Raw genomic sequence first — 19,084 nt, 5'->3', positions numbered from 1 at the left:
AACGTATTAACATACGGATATGGAGAAACACAATGGAAATGCATCATAGTTTTGGGTGGCTGCCGGATTATCCTGATTACCGGGATTTAACTCCTGAGTCTACAAAGGTATCTGAAACAGCGCACACAAACGTTGCCAAGAGTCTCAAAAGCATGAAGCTTGAAGGCTCAAACAAAGTAACCCTACCGACGAAGCAAGATCTGCGTCCGTGGTGTCCGCCCATTGAAGACCAAGCTAATTTGGGTTCGTGTACTGCAAATGCAGGCGTTGGTCTATTGGAGTATTTTGAAAACCGCGCGTTTGGTTTGCATCATGATGCCTCACGATTATTTTTATACAAAGTGACACGAAATTTGCTTGGTTGGACAGGTGATACTGGCGCATTTTTGCGAACAACCATGGGAGCAATGCGATTATTTGGAATACCCCCTGAAAAATACCTGCCATATAATGCTAATGGTTCAGGTTCCGTAAACCCCGACTGGGATGAGGAACCAAGTAGTTTTCTATATTCTTACGCCAAAAACTACCAAGCGATTCGCTATTTTCGGCTCGATATTGATGTGAACAAGAAGGAGTTGCTAACTCGTATTAAACGCTATTTGGCTGGTAATTATCCTTCCATGTTTGGATTTACTGTTTATAGCAGTATTGCACAAGCCAATGATGATGGTTGCATTCCCTTCCCTTCTGCCATGGAAAAAATGGAAGGTGGTCACGCCGTAGTCGCTATAGGTTACGATGATAACAAAAAAATCACCAACAAAATTAATGGCGCCACAACGAAGGGCGCATTATTGATTCGCAATTCCTGGGGAACGGAATGGGGTGAGGAGGGTTATGGTTGGCTACCTTACGACTATGTCCTGCAAGGACTCGCTACCGATTGGTGGACATTAATTACCAGTGATTGGGTTAATACGAATCAGTTTGGTTTTTAATAGATTTCAAAAAATGTCATTTAAAGCACAATGAAGGATCTCTTGGGTTTTTGGAGATCCTTCATCGGTTAAGATTGACATAACTCCTGTCATTTGTGTACAGCGAAGATCTCCAAGAATTCAGAAGGTCCCTTCGTGATGCTCAGTACAACAGAATACAACTGTCTTTCTAAGCGTAGCAAAGAATCTCCTAGCTCATTCAATAAATGACTTTATTTTGGTCGTCGTGAAAAATTCTCAACTTCAGAAATTAATCCTTCTTCATCTGCTGTTTCAACGATAGAAATGGGGGTTCTGGGTGCGACACCCGTATGCCTTGCTATTGCTTCGCTGGTAGGAGTAAAAGAAAAATAGCCTTGCTTAGTTAAATGCTCACTTAACTTTTCAACTGATTTGTAAGGGTTTTGCTCAGCAATCAGGTAAGATTTGACGGACTTGCCTACTGGACTAAGGTTACGAATAAAAAAAGGGCCTACTCTGAACATATTTATCCTCCATAATATAACCTCAAAAATTATACCTTACTCTCCAAGAAATGAACACAAAATTTACAATTCAATCATTAAAATGATTTATTTTATCTCATTATGGTAAATTTTGCGCATAAACCGTAATCTGTTACACACCTCTTAAGATTCTCTTAATGTAAATTAGTTATATTCAATGTTCAAAATTAACTCATAAAGCATAAGTTATTGTCGTTAGATCTAATGACAAGATATAAGAGGTCATCACCTATGAAAAGTAGACAAAGCATGAGAGCAATGTTGGCAAGCGATAAATCATGGCTGGCATCAAAATCATGGACGACATCAAGGACGAGCTATACATTATGGGGAACCATGGGTTACCATATCTCATATAAATCGTACTCAAGCTCAAGTACATCATATTCAAGCGCATCAAGCAAGCTTTGGAACCGTACACTACATTATACCAATATAACCGGGTGTAGTGACGCGGTGTTCTACCCCATGTCAGTGGTTTTTCGTGGTGTACGTAACCAACTTAAGAAATTAAGCTTTCTAGATTTATACACTCCTAGAGGTGAGGAAGATAGCATTGAAGATTATGCTGTTGTTTTCAACGGAAGTTATAAATTTATTTCAACAACTAAATATGATCACATAGCGTCTAAATTTGCTCGTTCTGGAGGTGAGGTTATAGTAACGAATCCACCTAAAATTTCTATAAATGTCACGGAATCAATAGAAAAGATAAAAAGTCAACGCCAAGCTTGGATTCCTGAGGATCCAGAAAAAGATTGGGATATAACTAAAGAATGCGAAATTAGTGGTGTGGCTCCTGAAGGCAAAAAAAGTGTCATTGACTACTCTGATGTATTCATGGTTAGGGGTGTATTTGCATCTGTAGCAGGAATACCCGTATATCATGGACCAATCTATGTAAACAAAGACTATAAACCTTCTCGTTTTACTATTCAAATTCCATCCCTGAATAGTGCAGAGTTTAAGTTGATCCAAAAGGTTACAAAAGAGACTCTAATTGACTTTAAGACTGCTAACCAACTTAAAGAAAGATTAGAGGAAATGGAAAAGAGATACTTAAAGGCTCGTGAGGGTTTTCCGACAACTTCGGTGGTTAAAATCACCACCATGGAGCAAGCTGAGTTTATTTTAGATAACTTTGAGCTCACTTTCATCGATGAAGAGACGGCAAGTAAGTTAATTGCAGAAGAGAAGAAACTAAGAAAAGCAGGATTCACAGTGCATAGTTTCTTTTCTCATGGAGAAAAAGCACGAACTCAAGTTAAGGATATTTCTGAGTTGTACTCTGAATTTACTCCAATGGTTTAATGCAGGTCATTCATTGGATAAATGAGTGTCTGTTCCATATTAAACGGTAAAATTGCCGAATAGGTTTAAACTTATTCGGCAATTTTTTTTCGTCAGAAGTCAAGAATCAAACCAAAAATTTACAATTTAATTATTAAAATGATTTATTTTTATCTCATTATGCTAAGTTTTTTGCGAAAATTTCAATTTATTACACACATTTTAAGATTTTCTTAATGTGAATCAGTTATGCTCAATGCTCAAAATTAGAGCATCTAACCCATTGTCATTAAGAGATCATTAATTATGCGTAGTACACAAAGTATAAGAGCAATGCTGGCAAGCGATAAAGGATGGCAGGCATCAACATCATGGACAACATCATGGACAACATCATGCACAACATCATGGACAACATCATGGACAACATCATCAACAATATCATCGACAAGCCCCATGATATGGGGAACCATTGGTTACCATAACTCATATAGATCATATTCAAGCTTAAGCACGTCAGACAAGCATTCAAGCTCAAGCACGTCAGACAAGCATTCAAGCTCAAGCACGTCAGACAAGCATTCAAGCTCAAGCACGTCAGACAAGCATTCGAGCTTAAGCACATCAAGCAAGCTTTGGAGCTCCACATCAAGCAAGCTTTGGAGCAGTACACAACATCATACCAGTATAACGGGGAATCACGATAAGGCGGTTTTTAATCCCCACTCAGTCGTTTTTCGTGGTATACGTAAGTCTAATAAAAAATTAAGTTTTCTAGATTTATTTACCCCACAAGGAGAGAGGGATAGCCTTCAAGATTATGCTACTGTTTTCAACGGAAGTTATAAATTTACTTCAACGTCTAAGTATGATCACATAGCAGCAAAATTTGCTAGTTTAGGAGGTAAGGTAATCGTAACGAACCCACCTAAAATTTCTATAGATGTCACGGAATCAGTAGATAAGATTAGATGTCAACAAGAAGTATTGGTTGCTGAGGATCAAGAGAGAGATTGGGATATAACTAAGGAATGCGAAATTAGTGGTGTTGTTCCCGTTGGCAAAAAAAGTGTCATTGACTACAGTGACGTATTCATGGTTAGGGGGTGTAGCTATATAGCAGGACTACCTGTATACCATGGACCAATCTATGTAAATAACAACTATAAGCCTTCTCGTTTTACAATTCAAATTCCATCCTTGAATTGTGATGAGTTTAAGACAATTCAAAAAATAACAAAAGAGACTTTGATTGATATTAAAACAGCCAACCAACTTTTAGAACGATTCGAGGAAATGGAAGCAAAATATTTAAAGCCTCGTGAGGGTTTTCCGACATCTCCAGTTCTTAAAGTCACTAGCATGGAGCAAGCTGAGTTTATTCTGAGTAACTTTGAACTCACTTTCATTGATGATGATACGGCAAGTAAGTTGATTGCAGAAGAGAAGAAATTAAGAAAAGCAGGATACAAAGTGCATAGTTTCTTTTCTCACGGAGAAAAAACGCGAACTCAAGTTAAAGATATTTCTGAATTGTACTCCGAATTTAGTCTAAATAGGTTGGCTTAAGAGCCAGACTCCATATTAGATAAATTGCCGAATGGTCTTGACTATTCGGCAATTTTTTTCTTCATATGTATACCCCCTATCCTAACGCTAGCTGTTCACTATCAAGCAAAAGTAATATTCTCTCTTCGAGGGACCTGGCTGCATTTATAGGAGCATTTACACCATTGATAATAATGGAAAAAATAAGCGATTTGCCATTTGGATAGATGATGTAACCTGATAAAGACGATATATCGTGCATTGTGCCAGTTTTGGCAAATACCATTTTATCTAATTTTGTTTTTTTCATCCTGTCTTTCAATGTGCCTGATACACCCGCCTGTGGCAAAGCCTTTAGAAAAACGGGTTGTATATTCTTATCATTGTAGATATCAGTGAGAAGTACAACCATTTGCTCAGGCGTCACTAAGTTATAACGAGTGCCTATGCCATCTGCCAGTTCAACTTGAGACCAATCAAGATGGGTATGCTGGGTTAATATTTTTTTAATGGCAAAAGCACTTTGTTTATAAGAACCATCTCCTGTTACTTCATAAGCCAACTGCTTGCTTAAACTGCTTGCATATAAATTATCCGACTCTTGTAACATATGAGTGATTAATTGGATTAAATCATCAGATTGAAAACTAACAATGGGTTGAGCATCAAGAGGAGCATGGCCAGTGATTATTTTTCCTTTTAGCAAAACCCCATGAGTAATAAGAGCCTTTTTAATTAATCGTCTTACCATTAAAACAGGATCGGGTACTGCTAGTTTCATGGTCTTTGGTTGGTCCTCTTGAGCTATACAGCCAAATAGTCGCAAGGTGTTATTGGCTTCAATGTCAACATTTAAATTACAATGATTTTTTTCTTCTTCCTTACTCACTGTAATTACTTGATTAATAATCGTTAAAGGGGGGTCAGGTAACTTAGGTATAATCTGCGCCAATTCCCCAAGCTTTTTTGAACTAATGACATCAAAATCCACGCTGTTTTCATCCAATATCGCTGCTGTGTCTGGGGCAGAGTAATACCATCCAAGATCGTCATAGGAAGTACCTGACGCATAATAAGGAGGTTTAAAACGCGAGATATCAAGGATGATATTTCCCGTTATCACCTTTGCTTTATTTTTTAAATTTAACAACAAATCCATCAGATTCACTGTTGTCAAGGAAGGGGAGCCGCTGAATGTGATGTAGAAATCATGATTTTTTTGCGCAAGCGTCGTTAAAAAATGATAATTAGGGCTTAATTGATAGAATGCGGCTGCGGCAGTAAATATTTTCATATTGCTGGCAGGAGAAAACAACTTATCTTTATTTTTACTGTATAAGGTTTCCCCTGTTTGAGCATCTTTAACAAGGATCCCGATGGTTGCATGCGGGAGCTCTTTTTCAATAAGTGCTTCAATTTTCTCTGATAGCGTTTGGGCACAAATGGCTTGGTTTAAGAGACACACCGTAAAGATCAATGCAAAAATATAACGCAACATTAGATTAGGAACCTTCTTCGTGATTTTTCGGAATAGTACTTCAAATTAAGAATAAAATCAGCCTCAAAGGAAACTATTCGAATACCCGGTCTATACTTTTAAATGATAACTTACTCAAGGATTGATGATGAAATCCTGGAGAATATTATTAGCTATTCTTTTGCTAGAGACCAATTTTGCTTCCGCCAATATTGTTGTAGGAAACATTTCTTTCAAACCTCCTTTTGTGACTCAGGAAGGCGGATTTGATATCGATCTAATGTTAATTATTTGTTCACGACTAAATGAGACATGCCAATTTAAGCCCATGATGTTTCCAGATTTATTTGATGCACTACAGGAAAAAAAAATCGATTTGGCTATTGGCGGTATTACTATTTCTCCAATAAGAGAGACTGAATATATTTTTAGTTATCCCTATGCGGTTTGCAGAGGCCAGTTTTTGCTGTTAGAGGAATATGGAATTCATTCAATAGAAGAGTTATTTGGGAGTAAAATAGGGGTTATACGGGGAACATCGTTAGAAGATTTTCTTGTGCATAAATTCGGAGATAAGTTTACGTTAGCGTTATTTGATAGTCCTATGGAAGTTATTGCTGCCCTAAATAATAAAGAAATTAAAGCGGCTTTTCTTGATCAACCACTCGCAGTGTATTGGGATCAACACGATGGAGGAAAGTTTATCCTCATAGGAAATCCCTTTCTTGTAGGTGAAGGTTACGGCGTAATGGCATTACCTGAAAACGCGGAATTAATAGAAAAAATAAATAAAGTATTATTAGAGATAGAACGAGATGGAACCTATTTGCAATTGTATAGTACTTATTTTGAGTAAAAACTTAAGACTAATTGGAAACATCCATGTACGCAATGCCCTAGAATCCAGTGAAGGTGGGGCAAGTTGCATCACCCATCTAGGTCCCTCGTGAAAAAGTCTGCAGAAGTTCAAGGATAGCCTTATTGGCTAAAGCATCAGCTCTTTCATTTTCGGGATGACCAGTATGACCTCTTACCCAATGCCAATGAATCTTATGTTGTGAGGTAAGTGCATCCAGTTGTTGCCAGAGATCAGCATTTTTTACTGGTTCTCGCTTTGAATTACGCCACCCAGACTTTTTCCATTGCGCAAGCCATGTGGTCATTCCTTGGCGCAAGTATTGAGAATCAGTAAATAAATCCACTTCGCATGGTCTTTTTAGAGCTTCTAAGGCTTTAATAGCTGCAGTTAATTCCATGCGATTATTGGTGGTTTGTGGTTCAGCACCATATATGGTCTTTTCATGGCCGTTATAACGAAGCAACGCTCCCCAGCCCCCAGGGCCAGGGTTACCCTTGCAAGCACCATCTGTGTAAATTTCAATCGTCATACAAATAAATCTTGATAAGGCTCAACCGTTGGATCAATAGCATATACAGAAAAATCCTTAACACCAGCATTTCTTAAGACATGTTCATCAATAAAGAACTGACCCGTTACTGTTGTTGCTGGCTGAGTTAAAATCCAGTGAGCAGCATCTGCTACAATTTCAGGTTTTCTACTGGCTCTATAAATTTCTTCAGGAAAATGAACACGGATCGCTGCAGTACCAATTGTTGTCCGCGGCCATAAAGAATTTGCCGCGATTCCATGCGATTTTAATTCCTCGGAGAGTCCCAAAGTACACATGCTCATCCCATATTTACTGATAGTATATGCAAGATGAGGTGCAAACCATTTGCTATTCATGGTTAAAGGTGGTGAAAGCGTTAATATATGTGGATTATCTGATTTTTTTAAATATGGAATTGCAGCCTGAGAGCAAAGAAAAGTGGCTCTGGTGTTTACCGATTGCATTAAATCATAGCGCTTCATCGGTGTAGAAAGAGTATCGGTTAAACTAATTGCGCTAGCGTTATTAACAAGAATATCAAGCTTACCGAAGACCTCTACTGTTTTTGCAATAGCCTGATAAACTTGTTCTTCATTGCGAACATCGACCATCAATGGCAGCGCTTGACCTCCAAGATCTTCTATTTCTTTAGCAACTGTATGAATCGTACCCTCAAGAGTTGGATGCGGTTCAACCGTCTTAGCAGCGATGGTAATGCAGGCTTTTTCTCTTGCAAATCGATGAGCAATAGCCCTGCCGATCCCACGACTACCACCAGTGATAAATAACACCTTTGTCATTTCTTCTCCTTAAGATGGATACCAGCTACCCAGCTCAATAAATAGTTGGTTAATTTTCCCCATGGTGGATAAAACCAGGGGGTCATGGCAAATCGTTTTTGTATAAAAACTGGCTTTAATTTAGAAAATGTATCAAATCCTTCTTGGCCATGATAATGCCCCATACCGCTATAGCCAACACCGCCGAAAGGAAGATCATCAATACCAAGATAAGTCAGCGTATCATTAACAACAAATGCTCCTGAAAGGGTTTTTTCCTGTAAAGCCTTTTTTTCTGCTTTATCGTTACCAAAATAATAAAAAACCAGAGGATTGTGCAGAGAATTAATCTTGTCTATGGCTTCTTGCAAATTGTGATAGCTAATAACAGGCAATAGGGGACCAAATATTTCTTCCTTCATGACCGCCATTTCATAATTAGGCTCAAATAGCAAAAAGATCGGCACTTTTTTACTTTGAATACCTTCCTCACCTATCTGCACGATTCTCGCCCCTTTTTCACGTGCATCGTTAAGGAGTGCTTGTAATCTTTTTTCGTGTTGCTCGGAAATAATGCTGGAATAATCGTGACTATTCGGGAATGCAACGTAGCTTTGCTGAATAAACTCCCTCAATGCCTTCTCCACTCTTGACTCCCAATGCTTAGGAATTAACAGATAATCAGGAGCGACACAAGTTTGTCCTGCGTTAGCCATCTTTCCCATAAAAAGTCGCTCAAAATGTTCTGGATTGATTGTGGTAGAAACAAAAACAGGTGATTTTCCTCCTAACTCAAGTGTCACGGGCGTTAAATTTTGCGCCGCTTCTTTCATCACCAGTTTGCCAACATTCGTCGAGCCAGTAAAAAGTAAATGTTTAAAAGGTAAGCTTGCAAATTCGCGAGCTACTTCAACCCCGCCATTAACAATAGTAACGCTATCTGCAAGATTTGAACGTTTAATGAATTTATCAAAAAGATCACCCGTTGCCGGTGTTAATTCCGACATCTTGACCATGACACGATTTCCCGCTGCTAACGCGTAAATAAGAGGTCCTGCTGTTAAGAAAATAGGATAATTCCAGGGGGCAATGATCCCAACCACACCCAAAGGCTGAGGCAAAACATAAGCTGAAGCGGGTTTAAAAAGCCAAGAAACATGTCGTTTACGACGTTTTGTCCATTTTTTTAAATGTTTTAAACAGTAATTAATTGCATTTATTACTGGAAAAATTTCCAGTAGCAATGTTTCATGACGTGCTCGATGACGGAAATCATCATTTACCGCTTGCGCTAGTTCTTCTGCGTTGGTTTGTAGCAGTTTTTTTAATGTGATTAAATTTTCCTTCCGCTTTGCGCAAGAAATATAGGGTTCACGCTCAAAATGTTGCTGTAAACGTTCAAATGATGGTTTAAGCTCCATATATTTTTCCTTTAAGAGCATTTAATGAGAGTGTCTATCAAAATCTGCGTCATTTCCGCGTAGGCGCACCATTATCTAAGCCGAAACTCCCCGTCCAGAATCAATTGCTTAATAATGGCAATATCTGGTGCAAAATAGCGATCATTTTCGTAGGGTTCCACGTATGCTCTCACCTTTGCATAAATTTGTTGCAAAACCGGTGAGGTTGAAAGCGGTTGATGAAATTCAAGCCCCTGACACGCAGCCAGCAATTCAATCGCTAATATTGTTGCTGTGTTATCAATCATGGTCTGCAATCTTCTAGCAGCATTAGTGGCCATGGAAACATGATCTTCCTGATTGGCTGAAGTAGGTAAACTGTCGACTGAATGAGGATGAGCCAAAGCCTTATTATCGCTGGCACATGCCGCAGCAGTAACGTGGGCAATCATAAACCCAGAGTTTAGACCACCATCTTTAACTAAAAAAGGAGGCAAGCCACTAAAATTTTTATCAATAAGCAGCGCAATACGCCGCTCAGCGTTTGCTCCGATCTCAGCAATCGCCAAAGCCAGGTTATCTGCAGCCATCGCAATGATTTCACCATGAAAATTGCCACCAGATAAGATATCCCCTTGTTCTATAAAAACCAGAGGATTATCAGAAATAGCATTGATCTCTACTTCAAGCGTTTGTCCAACAAACTGCATTTGATGCAAGACAGCCCCCATAATTTGAGGTTGGCATCTTAGTGAATAAGGATCTTGGACTCTTGAGCAGTCTCGATGTGACTCTCGAATTGGGCTTCCAGCCAACAATTCTCGATACATCGCAGCCACATCACGTTGTGCTTGATGACCACGTGCCTTATGGATACGATCATCAAAAGGAATATCACTACCAGACGCTGCATCCACAGATAAGCTACCTGTTATGATAGCCGTTTCAAAAATAACTTCACTATTAAAAAATGCTTCCATGCATAAAGCAGTAGACACCTGCAAACCATTTAGTAAGGCTAATCCTTCTTTAGGAGCCAATTGCATGGGAGATAAACCAGCTAACTTTAGACCTTCAGTCGCACTAATTATTTCTCCATTAAAACGCAACTCTCCTTCCCCAAGCAAGGGTACAGCCAAATGAGCCAGTGGCGCTAAATCGCCTGAAGCACCAACCGAACCTTTGCTGGGAATGCAGGGATAAATTTGCTTATTGTATAAGGTGCATAAGGCATGAATCAGTTCTTTTCTTACGCCTGAATAGCCCTGAGCCAAATTATTGATCTTTAATAACAAGATAAGGGCAACTTGTTCATCGGACAGTAATTCCCCTGTTCCACAAGCATGAGAGAACACAATGTTTTGCTGCAATTGGATGAGGTTATCAACACTAATCGATTGCTTAGCCAACGATCCAAATCCGGTATTGACCCCATATACTGTTTTCTTATTTTGGATGACCTGCTTAATCACTTCATGCGACGATTCAATGAGAGGAAAAAATGAGCTGTCAATCTCAAGGGGATTCTTCTGGTTTAACAAATTTTGAATTGTCTCGAGGGTTAATTGGCCTGGAGAGAGGGTAAAAACATCAACCATTCTTTGGTTCTCCAATCGATTCCATAGGTAGCCATAATCCATTCGCTTCTGCACATTCTTTTGCTAATGCATAGCCCGCATCAGCATGACGCATTACCCCTGTTGCTGGATCATTGTGAAGCACCCGTTTAAGCCGCATTGCTGCCTTGTCTGTACCATCAGCAACAATAACCATTCCTGCATGTTGAGAAAATCCTAACCCAACACCACCGCCGTGATGAATACTAACCCAAGTAGCACCACTGGCACAGTTTAATAAAGCATTTAACAGGGGCCAATCTGAGACTGCATCACTACCGTCCAACATCCCTTCTGTTTCGCGGTTTGGGCTAGCTACGGATCCAGAATCAAGATGATCGCGGCCAATGACAATCGGCGCCTTCACTTCTTTGTTTTTTACCATATCATTAAAAGCCAGGGCCAATCGTGCTCGGTCTTTTAAACCTACCCAACATATCCTGGCAGGTAATCCTTGAAAGACAATTCTCTCTCGCGCCAAATTAAGCCAACGATGCAAATGTTTATCATCTGGCATTAAGGCTTTGACTCTCTCATCTGTGGCATAGATATCTTCAGGATCTCCTGACAAAGCCACCCAACGAAATGGACCAATACCCTCACAAAATAATGGGCGGATATAACTTTGAACAAAGCCTGGAATCGTAAAGGCTTCACTCACTCCTTCTTCAAAAGCCATTTGGCGAATATTATTGCCATAGTCAAATACAGGAATACCTAAATGGTAGAAAGCTAACATTGCTTCAACTTGCTTGGCCATTGACTTCTTGGCGGCATCAATTACTTTTTGCGGTGCTGTTTTTCTCATCTGTGCCGCTTCGGCTAATGACCAACCTAGGGGTAAATAGCCATTTAAGGGGTCATGAGCACTTGTCTGATCAGTAACGATAGAAGGCCTCACATTCCGGCGAACAAGTTCAGGATAAATTTCGGCAGCATTACCCAGAAGTCCTACCGATAAAGGCTTCTTCTGCTGACAAGATTCATTAATCCACTCCAAGGCTTCATCAAGATTCTTTGTATAGCGATCAAGGTAATGGGTTTTTAACCGTTTTTCTAACCGTGCTGGATCGCATTCAACAGCTAGCAGGCTGGTACCAGCCATAACCGCAGCTAAAGGTTGTGCCCCGCCCATTCCACCAAGTCCTGCTGTTAAAATCCATTGACCCGACAGATCGCCCTGATAATGCTTTTTTCCACAAGCCCCAAAGGTCTCAAATGTACCTTGAACAATACCTTGCGAACCAATATAAATCCAACTACCGGCGGTCATTTGACCATACATCATGAGTCCTTTTTTATCCAACTCATTAAAATGTTCCCAGTTAGCCCAATGAGGGACTAAATTCGAATTGGCAATCAATACACGCGGTGCGTCTTCGTGAGAGGGGAACACGCCCACAGGTTTGCCAGATTGAATAAGTAGGGTTTGATTGTTCTCAAGCTTCTTTAAAACCTCAACAATTTTGTCAAAGGAAGCCCAATTCCGTGCTGCCCGACCAATACCACCATACACAATGAGTTCTTCTGGTGCTTCCGCTACATCAGGATCCAAATTATTGCATAGCATGCGCAGAGCGGCTTCACTAAGCCAGTTTTTAGCTTCTAATTGAGTTCCTCTATTCGCTCTAATATGACGCTTTTTATTATTTTCTCTCATCACTTCTCCATCCCAGGATTTGATAGGGAACGTCCCTAGCTATCATACACTAGAGAATACTTGGCGTGAACGTTAAAACATAACAACATACTGTCAAAATTAATGACAACGTGTTAGACTGTTGTAATGTTTTTTTAAACCCTAAATTTACCGTGCACGACCAACATGTAAAGCATCCATCCTCATTAGCTGTATTTTTCGCAACGGAAATGTGGGAAAGATATGGTTTTTATGTCGTACAAACCCTATTGGCCCTTTACTTAGCATTCCAATTTAAATGGCATGATGAGCGAGTTTACACGTTAGTTGGTACATTTACAGCACTCACCTATCTTTCTCCAGTCATTGGTGGCTGGATAGCTGATCACTTACTTGGACAAAAAAGAGCCATTCTAACGGGAGCAGTGTTTTTATTTTTTAGTTATTTGTCCCTCTTTATATTAACCTCCGATATTGCTTTAATCGCTGCGTTAGCAGGGGTTGCAGTGGGTACAGGTTTATTGAAACCAAACATTTCTTCTTTATTGGGTAATGAATATCCAGAGAATTCTCCTCGTCGTGAGAGTGGATTTACTATTTTTTATATGGGGATAACAACAGGGATCATTTTAGGTACAACCATTCCAAGTCAGCTTAATTACTATTTTGGTTGGTCAGTCGCCTTTGCTAGCGCCGCTTTTGGTATGGTTATTGCCTTTGCTGTTTTTGCATTTGGCGTTCATCGCTATAAGATTGCTGATTATCACCCTTCTGAATTAACGCTTCCCAAGGCAATCAAAGCACTTCTTGCAGTCATCGTCTTATGGTCAGCAGCATTTCTCATCCTTCACTATACAGCACTTGCTGACATTGCTTTTGGTGGAGTTATTCTACTTTCTTTACTCTATTTAATTGATGTCGTAAAAAGAGAAACCCCAAAACAAGCCAGACAAACATTCGTTATTGGTTTGCTTTGTATCATCTCAGTCATGTTTTGGGCTTTCTATTTTCAAATGTTTCTTTCGTTGACTTTGTTTATATCTCGGGTCGTTGAGCCCAAATTGTTTGGGGTACTCTTTCCTCCGCCCTATTATGTGACAGTTCAAAGCATTGGAATGATCCTTTTTGGTTATTTTCTATCACGTAGTAAGCAGCAATTAAGTTCTGTTCACAGTGGAATAAGAACCGGGAATAAGTTTGTTTTTGCAATGCTCTTTATTACCCTTGCATACATATTAATCACTTTGGTGTGCCATATTAGCCAAGGAACAGGGTTACTGTCGCCTCTTTATTTTATCCCTACTTATCTGCTTATCTCGATCGCCGAACTATTATTATCTCCTGTGGGTTTGGCAGCCATTACTGTGCTGGCAAGCCGTAAAAAAGTTAGTACAATGATGGGTATCTTTTTTGTCTCTTTAGGGATCGGGGCATTTTTATCAGGAAAATTAGCCACTTTGACTGCCATTAAGCCAGAGGAATTGTCCATTTTGCAATTAAAGGCGCACTATACCCACACGTTTACACAACTTTTGTTAATTCTCGTAGTAGCGACTATCGTATGTTTAATTTTAAACCGCACGATTAAATCGTTGTTAATTGGGCATGCTGAAGACCCATTACCCAATTCACACAGTCAATCTTAATCCTACTCGTATTAATCGGGTGCGATTAAAAGTGCGGTTTTTTTAATTTAAGGTTTTATTCTCAATAATTCTCGATGTCCCGCGGCTTGACCGCGGGATCCAGTGATCTTGAAGACTCATTGGACCCCGCGGTCAAGACGCGGAGCGTCGGCCAAGAAAACCGCACTTTTAATCAACACCCATCTTAGCCACTTAAATTGACGGGTAGCGGTAGATATGCCATCATCGCCCGACTTAATTTCAGGTAAGAATGATGACTCAGGCGAAATCCTTAAGATCAATCCTCCCTCTCTTTCTAGTGTTATTTATTGATGGAATGGGTTTAGGTCTATTGTTTCCAATCTTAAATACCATCCTGGTTGAGCCTCAGTCAGGTTTTTTCCCGCCCGAGCTTAGCCTCGGGCTGCGCGATTTTTATTATGGTTTAACCATAGGCATTTTTATGATTTGCTGGTTCTTTGGTGCAGCCATTCTGGGAGATTTATCGGACAGTGTTGGTAGGAAAAAATCATTAATGATTTGCCTCGTTGGTGCCTTTCTAGGCTATCTTCTCTCAGCCATCGCAATCGTCTTTCACAATTTTTGGTTACTCCTAATAGGTAGGATCATTGCTGGATTTACTTCTGGCAGTCAGCCTATCGCACAAGCAGCCATTGTTGACGTAAGTAGTGAAGAACATAAAGCAAGGAATATTGGACTTATTTTACTTTCTGTCTCATTGGGCTTTGTCTTTGGACCTATTTTTGGCGGACTATTATCTGATCACCGTCTAGTAAGCTGGTTTAGCTTTTCAACGCCCTTGTACTTTGCTGCTATTTTAGCCTTTGTAAATGCTCTTCTTCTCTATTGTTTTTTCTCAGAAACATTTACCAAGGCGCACGAAAAAATCAAAATAAGATGGCATCATGCTATCCATATTTTTATCTCAGCCTTTAAACACCCCGCAATTGAACGATATTCACTGGTATTATTGATTATGATATTTGGCTGGTCGAATTATTTCTCTTTTATCTCGCTTTACTTGTTTCAAGTTTATCATTATTCGGCCTTGGGGAACTCTTTTTTCCTCGCTGTCATGGGTTTAGGTTTTAGTATTGGCTGCGGCTACGTCGTTGATTATTGTACAAAACGCTATGCTTATGACTCGATTGTTATCATTGGTTTACTCGCTACAGCCGCGTCTGTATTGATAACTTTGCTCATTCCCCTAGAATGGGTTGCATGGGTTGCAACATTTTGCATCGGCATCAGCCTCTCTGTTGCTTACTCTGTGATACTAGCCATTTTTTCCAACCAAGTAAGTGAAGATGAACAGGGCTGGGTAATGGGTGTCACTGGATCCATTATGGCTCTTTGCTTCGGATTAACCTCAATTTTTACTGGGGTCATCGCTCAAGTTGGAGCGACACTCCCTATGTTATTAGCTGTTCTTGGTTTGGCAGGGAGTGCACTCGTTCTTGCTGTTGTGAAACGTTCAAATCGTTCTGGTAAGTCTCCAAAAGTGCACTAACCAACAACCTTGCTATTATTGAAAGGCTTTAACCATAGGAGAATGATAATGACAAAAAATGTTTTCTACTTACCCGAAGGATACGCTACTATTACGCCCTACCTCATTGTTAAAAACGCAGCTAAGGCCATTGAATTTTATAAAGCCGTCTTCGGCGCTAAAGAGCTGATGTGCATGCCAGGTCCTAATAATAGCGTTGGTCATGCAGAATTAACCATTGGTGAATCAAAATTCATGTTAGCCGATGAATGTCCTGATATGGATGCTAAAGCTCCAAGTGCCTATGGCGGTTCCCCTGTAGGTATCCATCTCTATGTTAAAGATGTGGATGCTATCGTTAATCAAGCCATTAAACATGGGGCTAAATTAACTCAGAACGTGGAAGATCGATTCTATGGGGATCGCAACGGTACCATTGAAGATCCCTTCGGTCACAAATGGCATATATCCACACATATTGAAGATGTGTCAGAAGAAGAAGTAATGAAGCGCATGCAAGAAGGCATGTAAATAACGTATCAATTGCAGCTTGCCCTCAATCTCATTCTTACTGGGATTCGATTGGCTTGCTAGCTTGCAAGTTTTTTAGCCATTTTCTTCTGTTATCTTCACCCATATTAGATGTTTTAATCACATAGTGCAGGATGTATAAACCATTCTGCCCTTTAGTTATCATTTGTAATTCATCCTGCATTACATTTTGTGGTTCGGTGATGCGAAATTCAAAGATTACCCGATTAGGTGACTTTTCAAAAAAGGTAATTTCAGGTTTAAATCCGAGTTGCTGCAAAGATTGAATCACTCGCTCACTGAATTGTAGAGGAGTTATTTTATCCTTAAGACCACTGATAAATTGACTGGTGATCAACTCATTCCAATTTTCAACATTCTCACCTGCAGGGACATATTCAACTGTAGTGATTGTATCAGTCTTTTGTCCCCAAGCTGCTTGCCAAGGGCGATCATCAAAAATAATTGCTTGTGTTTCATAATTTACGATTTGTGGATCCGGTTTCCCAGAACTTAAAGCCGAAGTACTGCAATATAATTCATTTTTGTAATAGTAATAAATTATACACTTAGGGTTATTTTCTTTAGTTACTTTGATTAACTTGTTTACATCAATTGCCGCTGCTTGCAAAATTCCTACAAAAAGAAAAATAGAGAGACTGAGAACTATCCTGTTCAATTTAGGCATGTTGTTGCCCTTAAAATAGAGGTCTTGCCTCAAGTCTAGCCTAAAATTTCATTTTGAAAGTTTGATCGGGGTTGTCAACAACACCTAAAACACATTCAAATAAATCGGGCTTTCTAAGGAAGCAAAATCATATTGCTTCAAATCAATTTTTTGTAATATAGGGTTGTTTATGGTATGGAAATATAACACCCTCTGATCCAAATCGAATACCATGCTGATTTGTGTTGGAGAGCGCTCACCAGGTGGCTTAGCAACAGCTGCTAAACCATCGAAGGCATAACCTATCATGTCATTTTCCTGATACGTAGATAGTTTTTTCTTGAACGCTGCTGCACGTACAAATCGAGAATAAGAGTCATATTCACCAGGTAAAAGCTCTACTCCTCCAAAGAGTTGGTATTTGCTTAATTGAGCAATTGAATCAGAATAAAAATTGTTGGTTAATACTTTATGCTCAATTTCATTGTCCTGATAAACTAAGGGTTGTCCTTGAAAAAATTCAATAATCGCCTCATGCCCGGAAATATCATGCAAATAAACGTGAAATTTCAAGGTATCACCATGGTAAGACTCTGGCCATAGTTGATATTCATCAAGGTGAGAAATCGCCTCCGTGACGGATTGATAATTTTCAAGAAGATATTGTGCCCACATACCCATATTTAACTGTGGTTTATTTTCTTGTTTGCCATAATCAGAACGAGACAACATCATAACAGTGACATTCAATCCCTTCTCATTCATACCATCGACAGCAGGTCCAGGATGACCATCATCATTTCCATGAAACAAGACACTTCCATAAAGACTTCGCCAGCGGATAGGATTAAGATGCGTCATATCAACTCGGGCCTCATGTTCCATATTGCGAGGATGAATAACCAATATCCCTTCTCGCAACGACCAATCGATACTTTTGGCAACAACATGATGCTGATCAGCGTTCATATCGATGGTTGTACATGAGAATGCTGGGATGGTAGACACCAATAGCAAAGACAGGCCGGCAAGCGAAAGTCTGCACATGAGAAAGTCCATATTATATTGTTCAATAAATGATGATGCCAATTAAGGTCAAAGAATACAATCCTCAGAGGCGCAAAATCCCATCAATCCTTTGAGACTTTTATTAATTACTGTTATCATCTTGCGCTTTTGAAGAGTATTTCTCGTCCATGTCTGAGCAACCTGCACTTTTAAAACAGTTGGTTAAATCCTTAGATGATAATCATGCAATTGATGTCATCGTTATTGATGTAATAAAACAAACCTCGGTAACTGATTATATGATCATTTGTAGCGGTCGCTCATCGCGTCACGTCAAAGCAATCGCCGAACTTACCATCGAAAAAATGAAAACACTTGGGATGATTCCACTTAGTCAAAGTGGTCTTGAGACCGGAGAATGGGTGTTGGTTGATTTTGGTGATTTTGTTTTACATGTTATGCAAGCAGATGTTCGCGCCTTTTATAATCTGGAAGGTCTCTGGCAGAGCCCACCTAAATAGGTCTGTTGACATTTCTACTCTCTTGGCCAAAATGAGTTGATTGTCTCTGCTTCACTACTCACATACTCTCATGTATGCTGCGTTGCTCGACAATCAACTCATTTTGGCTCAAGATAGCGAAATATCAACAGACCTCATATATATGTTAAAAATTACCCTAGTCGCCTGTGGTAACAAAATGCCAAGTTGGGTTATGGAAGCCGTTTCAGAGTTTTCCAAACGCATACAAGAATATACCAACCTTAGCTTAATAGAAATTCCTCTAACTAAGCGAGGGAAATCCAGCGATTTAGCACGCATCCTGGATAAAGAAACAGCATTGATTGAGGCTGCTATTCCTTCTAGTGCTCGAATAATTGCGCTGGATATGAATGGAGAAGCATTTAGCAGCGAGCAGTTGGCGCAAAAAATTCAACAGCTGCAACAGATAGTAAGTCATGTATGTTTCATTATTGGCGGCCCAGAAGGCTTGAGTCCAGACATTTTGCAAAAAAGTCATGAGCGCTGGTCATTGTCAAAATTAACCCTCCCTCATCCTTTGGTCCGTATTGTTTTATTAGAAGCCCTTTATCGCGCCTGGTCTATTCTCCATCACCACCCTTATCATAAATGAGGTTTTAAGATAAGATGTATTA

Annotated in this window: 19 protein-coding genes; 9 read left to right on the top strand and 10 right to left on the bottom strand. The window is 39.7% G+C overall.

Features of this window, described 5'->3' with window-relative positions:
* Positions 1-32 precede the first annotated feature (32 nt).
* Positions 33-941, top strand: a complete 909-nt coding sequence (locus CKV79_RS05730; protein ID WP_095141739.1) for a C1 family peptidase — start codon at positions 33-35, stop codon at positions 939-941.
* A gap of 212 nt (positions 942-1,153) precedes the next feature.
* Here CKV79_RS05730 and CKV79_RS05725 read toward each other — a convergent pair whose 3' ends face one another.
* Complete coding sequence (locus tag CKV79_RS05725) at positions 1,154-1,426, bottom strand: hypothetical protein (protein WP_028373663.1); 273 nt, start codon at positions 1,424-1,426, stop codon at positions 1,154-1,156.
* A 489-nt stretch (positions 1,427-1,915) separates the two neighbouring features.
* On the opposite strand from CKV79_RS05725, the gene CKV79_RS05720 reads away from it, so the two are divergent.
* Entirely contained in the window at positions 1,916-2,758 is an 843-nt protein-coding gene (locus CKV79_RS05720) for a hypothetical protein (protein ID WP_028373664.1), read from the top strand.
* A gap of 254 nt (positions 2,759-3,012) precedes the next feature.
* On the opposite strand, the gene CKV79_RS05715 is transcribed toward CKV79_RS05720, so the two are convergent.
* Complete coding sequence (locus tag CKV79_RS05715; RefSeq protein ID WP_028373665.1) at positions 3,013-3,195, bottom strand: hypothetical protein; 183 nt, start codon at positions 3,193-3,195, stop codon at positions 3,013-3,015.
* Between CKV79_RS05715 and CKV79_RS05710 the strand changes: the two genes are divergently transcribed.
* Positions 3,194-4,306 (top strand): hypothetical protein, encoded by a 1,113-nt coding sequence (locus tag CKV79_RS05710; RefSeq protein ID WP_028373666.1) that lies wholly within the window; start codon positions 3,194-3,196, stop codon positions 4,304-4,306. The two genes, CKV79_RS05715 and CKV79_RS05710, sit on opposite strands and share 2 nt — an antisense overlap.
* Positions 4,307-4,382: 76 nt before the next feature.
* On the opposite strand, the gene dacB is transcribed toward CKV79_RS05710, so the two are convergent.
* Positions 4,383-5,783 carry a D-alanyl-D-alanine carboxypeptidase/D-alanyl-D-alanine endopeptidase gene (gene dacB / locus CKV79_RS05705; RefSeq protein WP_095141737.1) on the bottom strand — a complete coding sequence of 467 codons (1,401 nt, stop codon included), beginning with the start codon at positions 5,781-5,783 and terminating at the stop codon, positions 4,383-4,385.
* A 124-nt stretch (positions 5,784-5,907) separates the two neighbouring features.
* Here dacB and CKV79_RS05700 point away from each other — a divergent pair, with 124 nt between their 5' ends.
* Positions 5,908-6,618 (top strand): transporter substrate-binding domain-containing protein, encoded by a 711-nt coding sequence (locus CKV79_RS05700; protein WP_081778094.1) that lies wholly within the window; start codon positions 5,908-5,910, stop codon positions 6,616-6,618.
* 79 nt (positions 6,619-6,697) lie between these two features.
* Here CKV79_RS05700 and rnhA read toward each other — a convergent pair whose 3' ends face one another.
* The 5 genes from rnhA to hutU all read right to left on the bottom strand — a co-directional run bounded on the left by rnhA (position 6,698) and on the right by hutU (position 12,608).
* On the bottom strand, positions 6,698-7,150 hold the full coding sequence (gene rnhA, locus CKV79_RS05695; RefSeq protein WP_028373669.1) for a ribonuclease HI: 453 nt from the start codon (positions 7,148-7,150) through the stop codon (positions 6,698-6,700).
* Entirely contained in the window at positions 7,147-7,953 is an 807-nt protein-coding gene (locus CKV79_RS05690; RefSeq protein ID WP_028373670.1) for an SDR family oxidoreductase, read from the bottom strand. The genes rnhA and CKV79_RS05690 overlap by 4 nt, the downstream gene beginning before the upstream one ends.
* Entirely contained in the window at positions 7,950-9,353 is a 1,404-nt protein-coding gene (locus tag CKV79_RS05685; RefSeq protein WP_028373671.1) for a coniferyl aldehyde dehydrogenase, read from the bottom strand. Before CKV79_RS05685 ends, CKV79_RS05690 begins: the two co-directional genes overlap by 4 nt.
* Positions 9,354-9,424: 71 nt before the next feature.
* Positions 9,425-10,930, bottom strand: coding sequence for a histidine ammonia-lyase (gene hutH / locus CKV79_RS05680; RefSeq protein ID WP_028373672.1), 1,506 nt, complete (start codon positions 10,928-10,930; stop codon positions 9,425-9,427).
* Positions 10,923-12,608, bottom strand: a complete 1,686-nt coding sequence (hutU, locus tag CKV79_RS05675; protein ID WP_028373673.1) for a urocanate hydratase — start codon at positions 12,606-12,608, stop codon at positions 10,923-10,925. The genes hutH and hutU overlap by 8 nt, the downstream gene beginning before the upstream one ends.
* Before the next feature lie 209 nt (positions 12,609-12,817).
* Between hutU and CKV79_RS05670 the strand changes: the two genes are divergently transcribed.
* The 3 genes from CKV79_RS05670 to CKV79_RS05660 all read left to right on the top strand — a co-directional run bounded on the left by CKV79_RS05670 (position 12,818) and on the right by CKV79_RS05660 (position 16,253).
* Positions 12,818-14,233 (top strand): peptide MFS transporter, encoded by a 1,416-nt coding sequence (locus CKV79_RS05670; RefSeq protein WP_051546194.1) that lies wholly within the window; start codon positions 12,818-12,820, stop codon positions 14,231-14,233.
* 250 nt (positions 14,234-14,483) lie between these two features.
* A complete protein-coding gene (locus tag CKV79_RS05665) occupies positions 14,484-15,743 on the top strand; it encodes an MFS transporter (RefSeq protein ID WP_231950218.1) in 1,260 nt (419 codons plus the stop codon).
* 48 nt (positions 15,744-15,791) lie between these two features.
* Complete coding sequence (locus CKV79_RS05660; protein WP_028373674.1) at positions 15,792-16,253, top strand: VOC family protein; 462 nt, start codon at positions 15,792-15,794, stop codon at positions 16,251-16,253.
* Positions 16,254-16,290: 37 nt separating this feature from the next.
* On the opposite strand, the gene CKV79_RS05655 is transcribed toward CKV79_RS05660, so the two are convergent.
* Together CKV79_RS05655 and CKV79_RS05650 are read right to left on the bottom strand one after the other, a co-directional pair.
* Positions 16,291-16,941, bottom strand: coding sequence for a hypothetical protein (locus CKV79_RS05655; RefSeq protein ID WP_028373675.1), 651 nt, complete (start codon positions 16,939-16,941; stop codon positions 16,291-16,293).
* An 84-nt stretch (positions 16,942-17,025) separates the two neighbouring features.
* The gene (locus CKV79_RS05650; RefSeq protein WP_035915777.1) at positions 17,026-17,967 is read right to left on the bottom strand and encodes a linear amide C-N hydrolase; all 942 of its coding nucleotides are present in this window, start codon (positions 17,965-17,967) and stop codon (positions 17,026-17,028) included.
* A 149-nt stretch (positions 17,968-18,116) separates the two neighbouring features.
* Here CKV79_RS05650 and rsfS point away from each other — a divergent pair, with 149 nt between their 5' ends.
* Together rsfS and rlmH are read left to right on the top strand one after the other, a co-directional pair.
* Entirely contained in the window at positions 18,117-18,449 is a 333-nt protein-coding gene (gene rsfS, locus CKV79_RS05645) for a ribosome silencing factor (RefSeq protein ID WP_028373676.1), read from the top strand.
* A 142-nt stretch (positions 18,450-18,591) separates the two neighbouring features.
* Entirely contained in the window at positions 18,592-19,062 is a 471-nt protein-coding gene (gene rlmH / locus CKV79_RS05640; protein ID WP_028373677.1) for a 23S rRNA (pseudouridine(1915)-N(3))-methyltransferase RlmH, read from the top strand.
* Positions 19,063-19,084: the final 22 nt, after the last annotated feature.

Source organism: Legionella lansingensis (assembly GCF_900187355.1).
GTDB classification, from domain to species: Bacteria; Pseudomonadota; Gammaproteobacteria; order Legionellales; family Legionellaceae; genus Tatlockia; species Tatlockia lansingensis.
The sequence above is the reverse complement of the archived record's forward strand: the minus strand, read 5'-3'. Positions and strand labels throughout refer to the sequence as shown.

Excerpts from the sequence above, each read along its gene's own strand:
- CKV79_RS05730 (WP_095141739.1), top strand. The coding sequence starts at position 33 with ATGGAAATGCATCATAGTTTTGGGTGGCTGCCGGATTATCCTGATTAC.
- CKV79_RS05725 (WP_028373663.1), bottom strand. The coding sequence starts at position 1,426 with ATGTTCAGAGTAGGCCCTTTTTTTATTCGTAACCTTAGTCCAGTAGGC.
- CKV79_RS05720 (WP_028373664.1), top strand. The coding sequence starts at position 1,916 with ATGTCAGTGGTTTTTCGTGGTGTACGTAACCAACTTAAGAAATTAAGC.
- CKV79_RS05710 (WP_028373666.1), top strand. The coding sequence starts at position 3,194 with ATGATATGGGGAACCATTGGTTACCATAACTCATATAGATCATATTCA.
- CKV79_RS05715 (WP_028373665.1), bottom strand. The coding sequence starts at position 3,195 with ATGGGGCTTGTCGATGATATTGTTGATGATGTTGTCCATGATGTTGTC.
- dacB (WP_095141737.1), bottom strand. The coding sequence starts at position 5,783 with ATGTTGCGTTATATTTTTGCATTGATCTTTACGGTGTGTCTCTTAAAC.
- CKV79_RS05700 (WP_081778094.1), top strand. The coding sequence starts at position 5,908 with ATGATGAAATCCTGGAGAATATTATTAGCTATTCTTTTGCTAGAGACC.
- rnhA (WP_028373669.1), bottom strand. The coding sequence starts at position 7,150 with ATGACGATTGAAATTTACACAGATGGTGCTTGCAAGGGTAACCCTGGC.
- CKV79_RS05690 (WP_028373670.1), bottom strand. The coding sequence starts at position 7,953 with ATGACAAAGGTGTTATTTATCACTGGTGGTAGTCGTGGGATCGGCAGG.
- CKV79_RS05685 (WP_028373671.1), bottom strand. The coding sequence starts at position 9,353 with ATGGAGCTTAAACCATCATTTGAACGTTTACAGCAACATTTTGAGCGT.
- hutH (WP_028373672.1), bottom strand. The coding sequence starts at position 10,930 with ATGGTTGATGTTTTTACCCTCTCTCCAGGCCAATTAACCCTCGAGACA.
- hutU (WP_028373673.1), bottom strand. The coding sequence starts at position 12,608 with ATGAGAGAAAATAATAAAAAGCGTCATATTAGAGCGAATAGAGGAACT.
- CKV79_RS05670 (WP_051546194.1), top strand. The coding sequence starts at position 12,818 with ATGTGGGAAAGATATGGTTTTTATGTCGTACAAACCCTATTGGCCCTT.
- CKV79_RS05665 (WP_231950218.1), top strand. The coding sequence starts at position 14,484 with ATGATGACTCAGGCGAAATCCTTAAGATCAATCCTCCCTCTCTTTCTA.
- CKV79_RS05660 (WP_028373674.1), top strand. The coding sequence starts at position 15,792 with ATGACAAAAAATGTTTTCTACTTACCCGAAGGATACGCTACTATTACG.
- CKV79_RS05655 (WP_028373675.1), bottom strand. The coding sequence starts at position 16,941 with ATGCCTAAATTGAACAGGATAGTTCTCAGTCTCTCTATTTTTCTTTTT.
- CKV79_RS05650 (WP_035915777.1), bottom strand. The coding sequence starts at position 17,967 with ATGTGCAGACTTTCGCTTGCCGGCCTGTCTTTGCTATTGGTGTCTACC.
- rsfS (WP_028373676.1), top strand. The coding sequence starts at position 18,117 with ATGTCTGAGCAACCTGCACTTTTAAAACAGTTGGTTAAATCCTTAGAT.
- rlmH (WP_028373677.1), top strand. The coding sequence starts at position 18,592 with ATGTTAAAAATTACCCTAGTCGCCTGTGGTAACAAAATGCCAAGTTGG.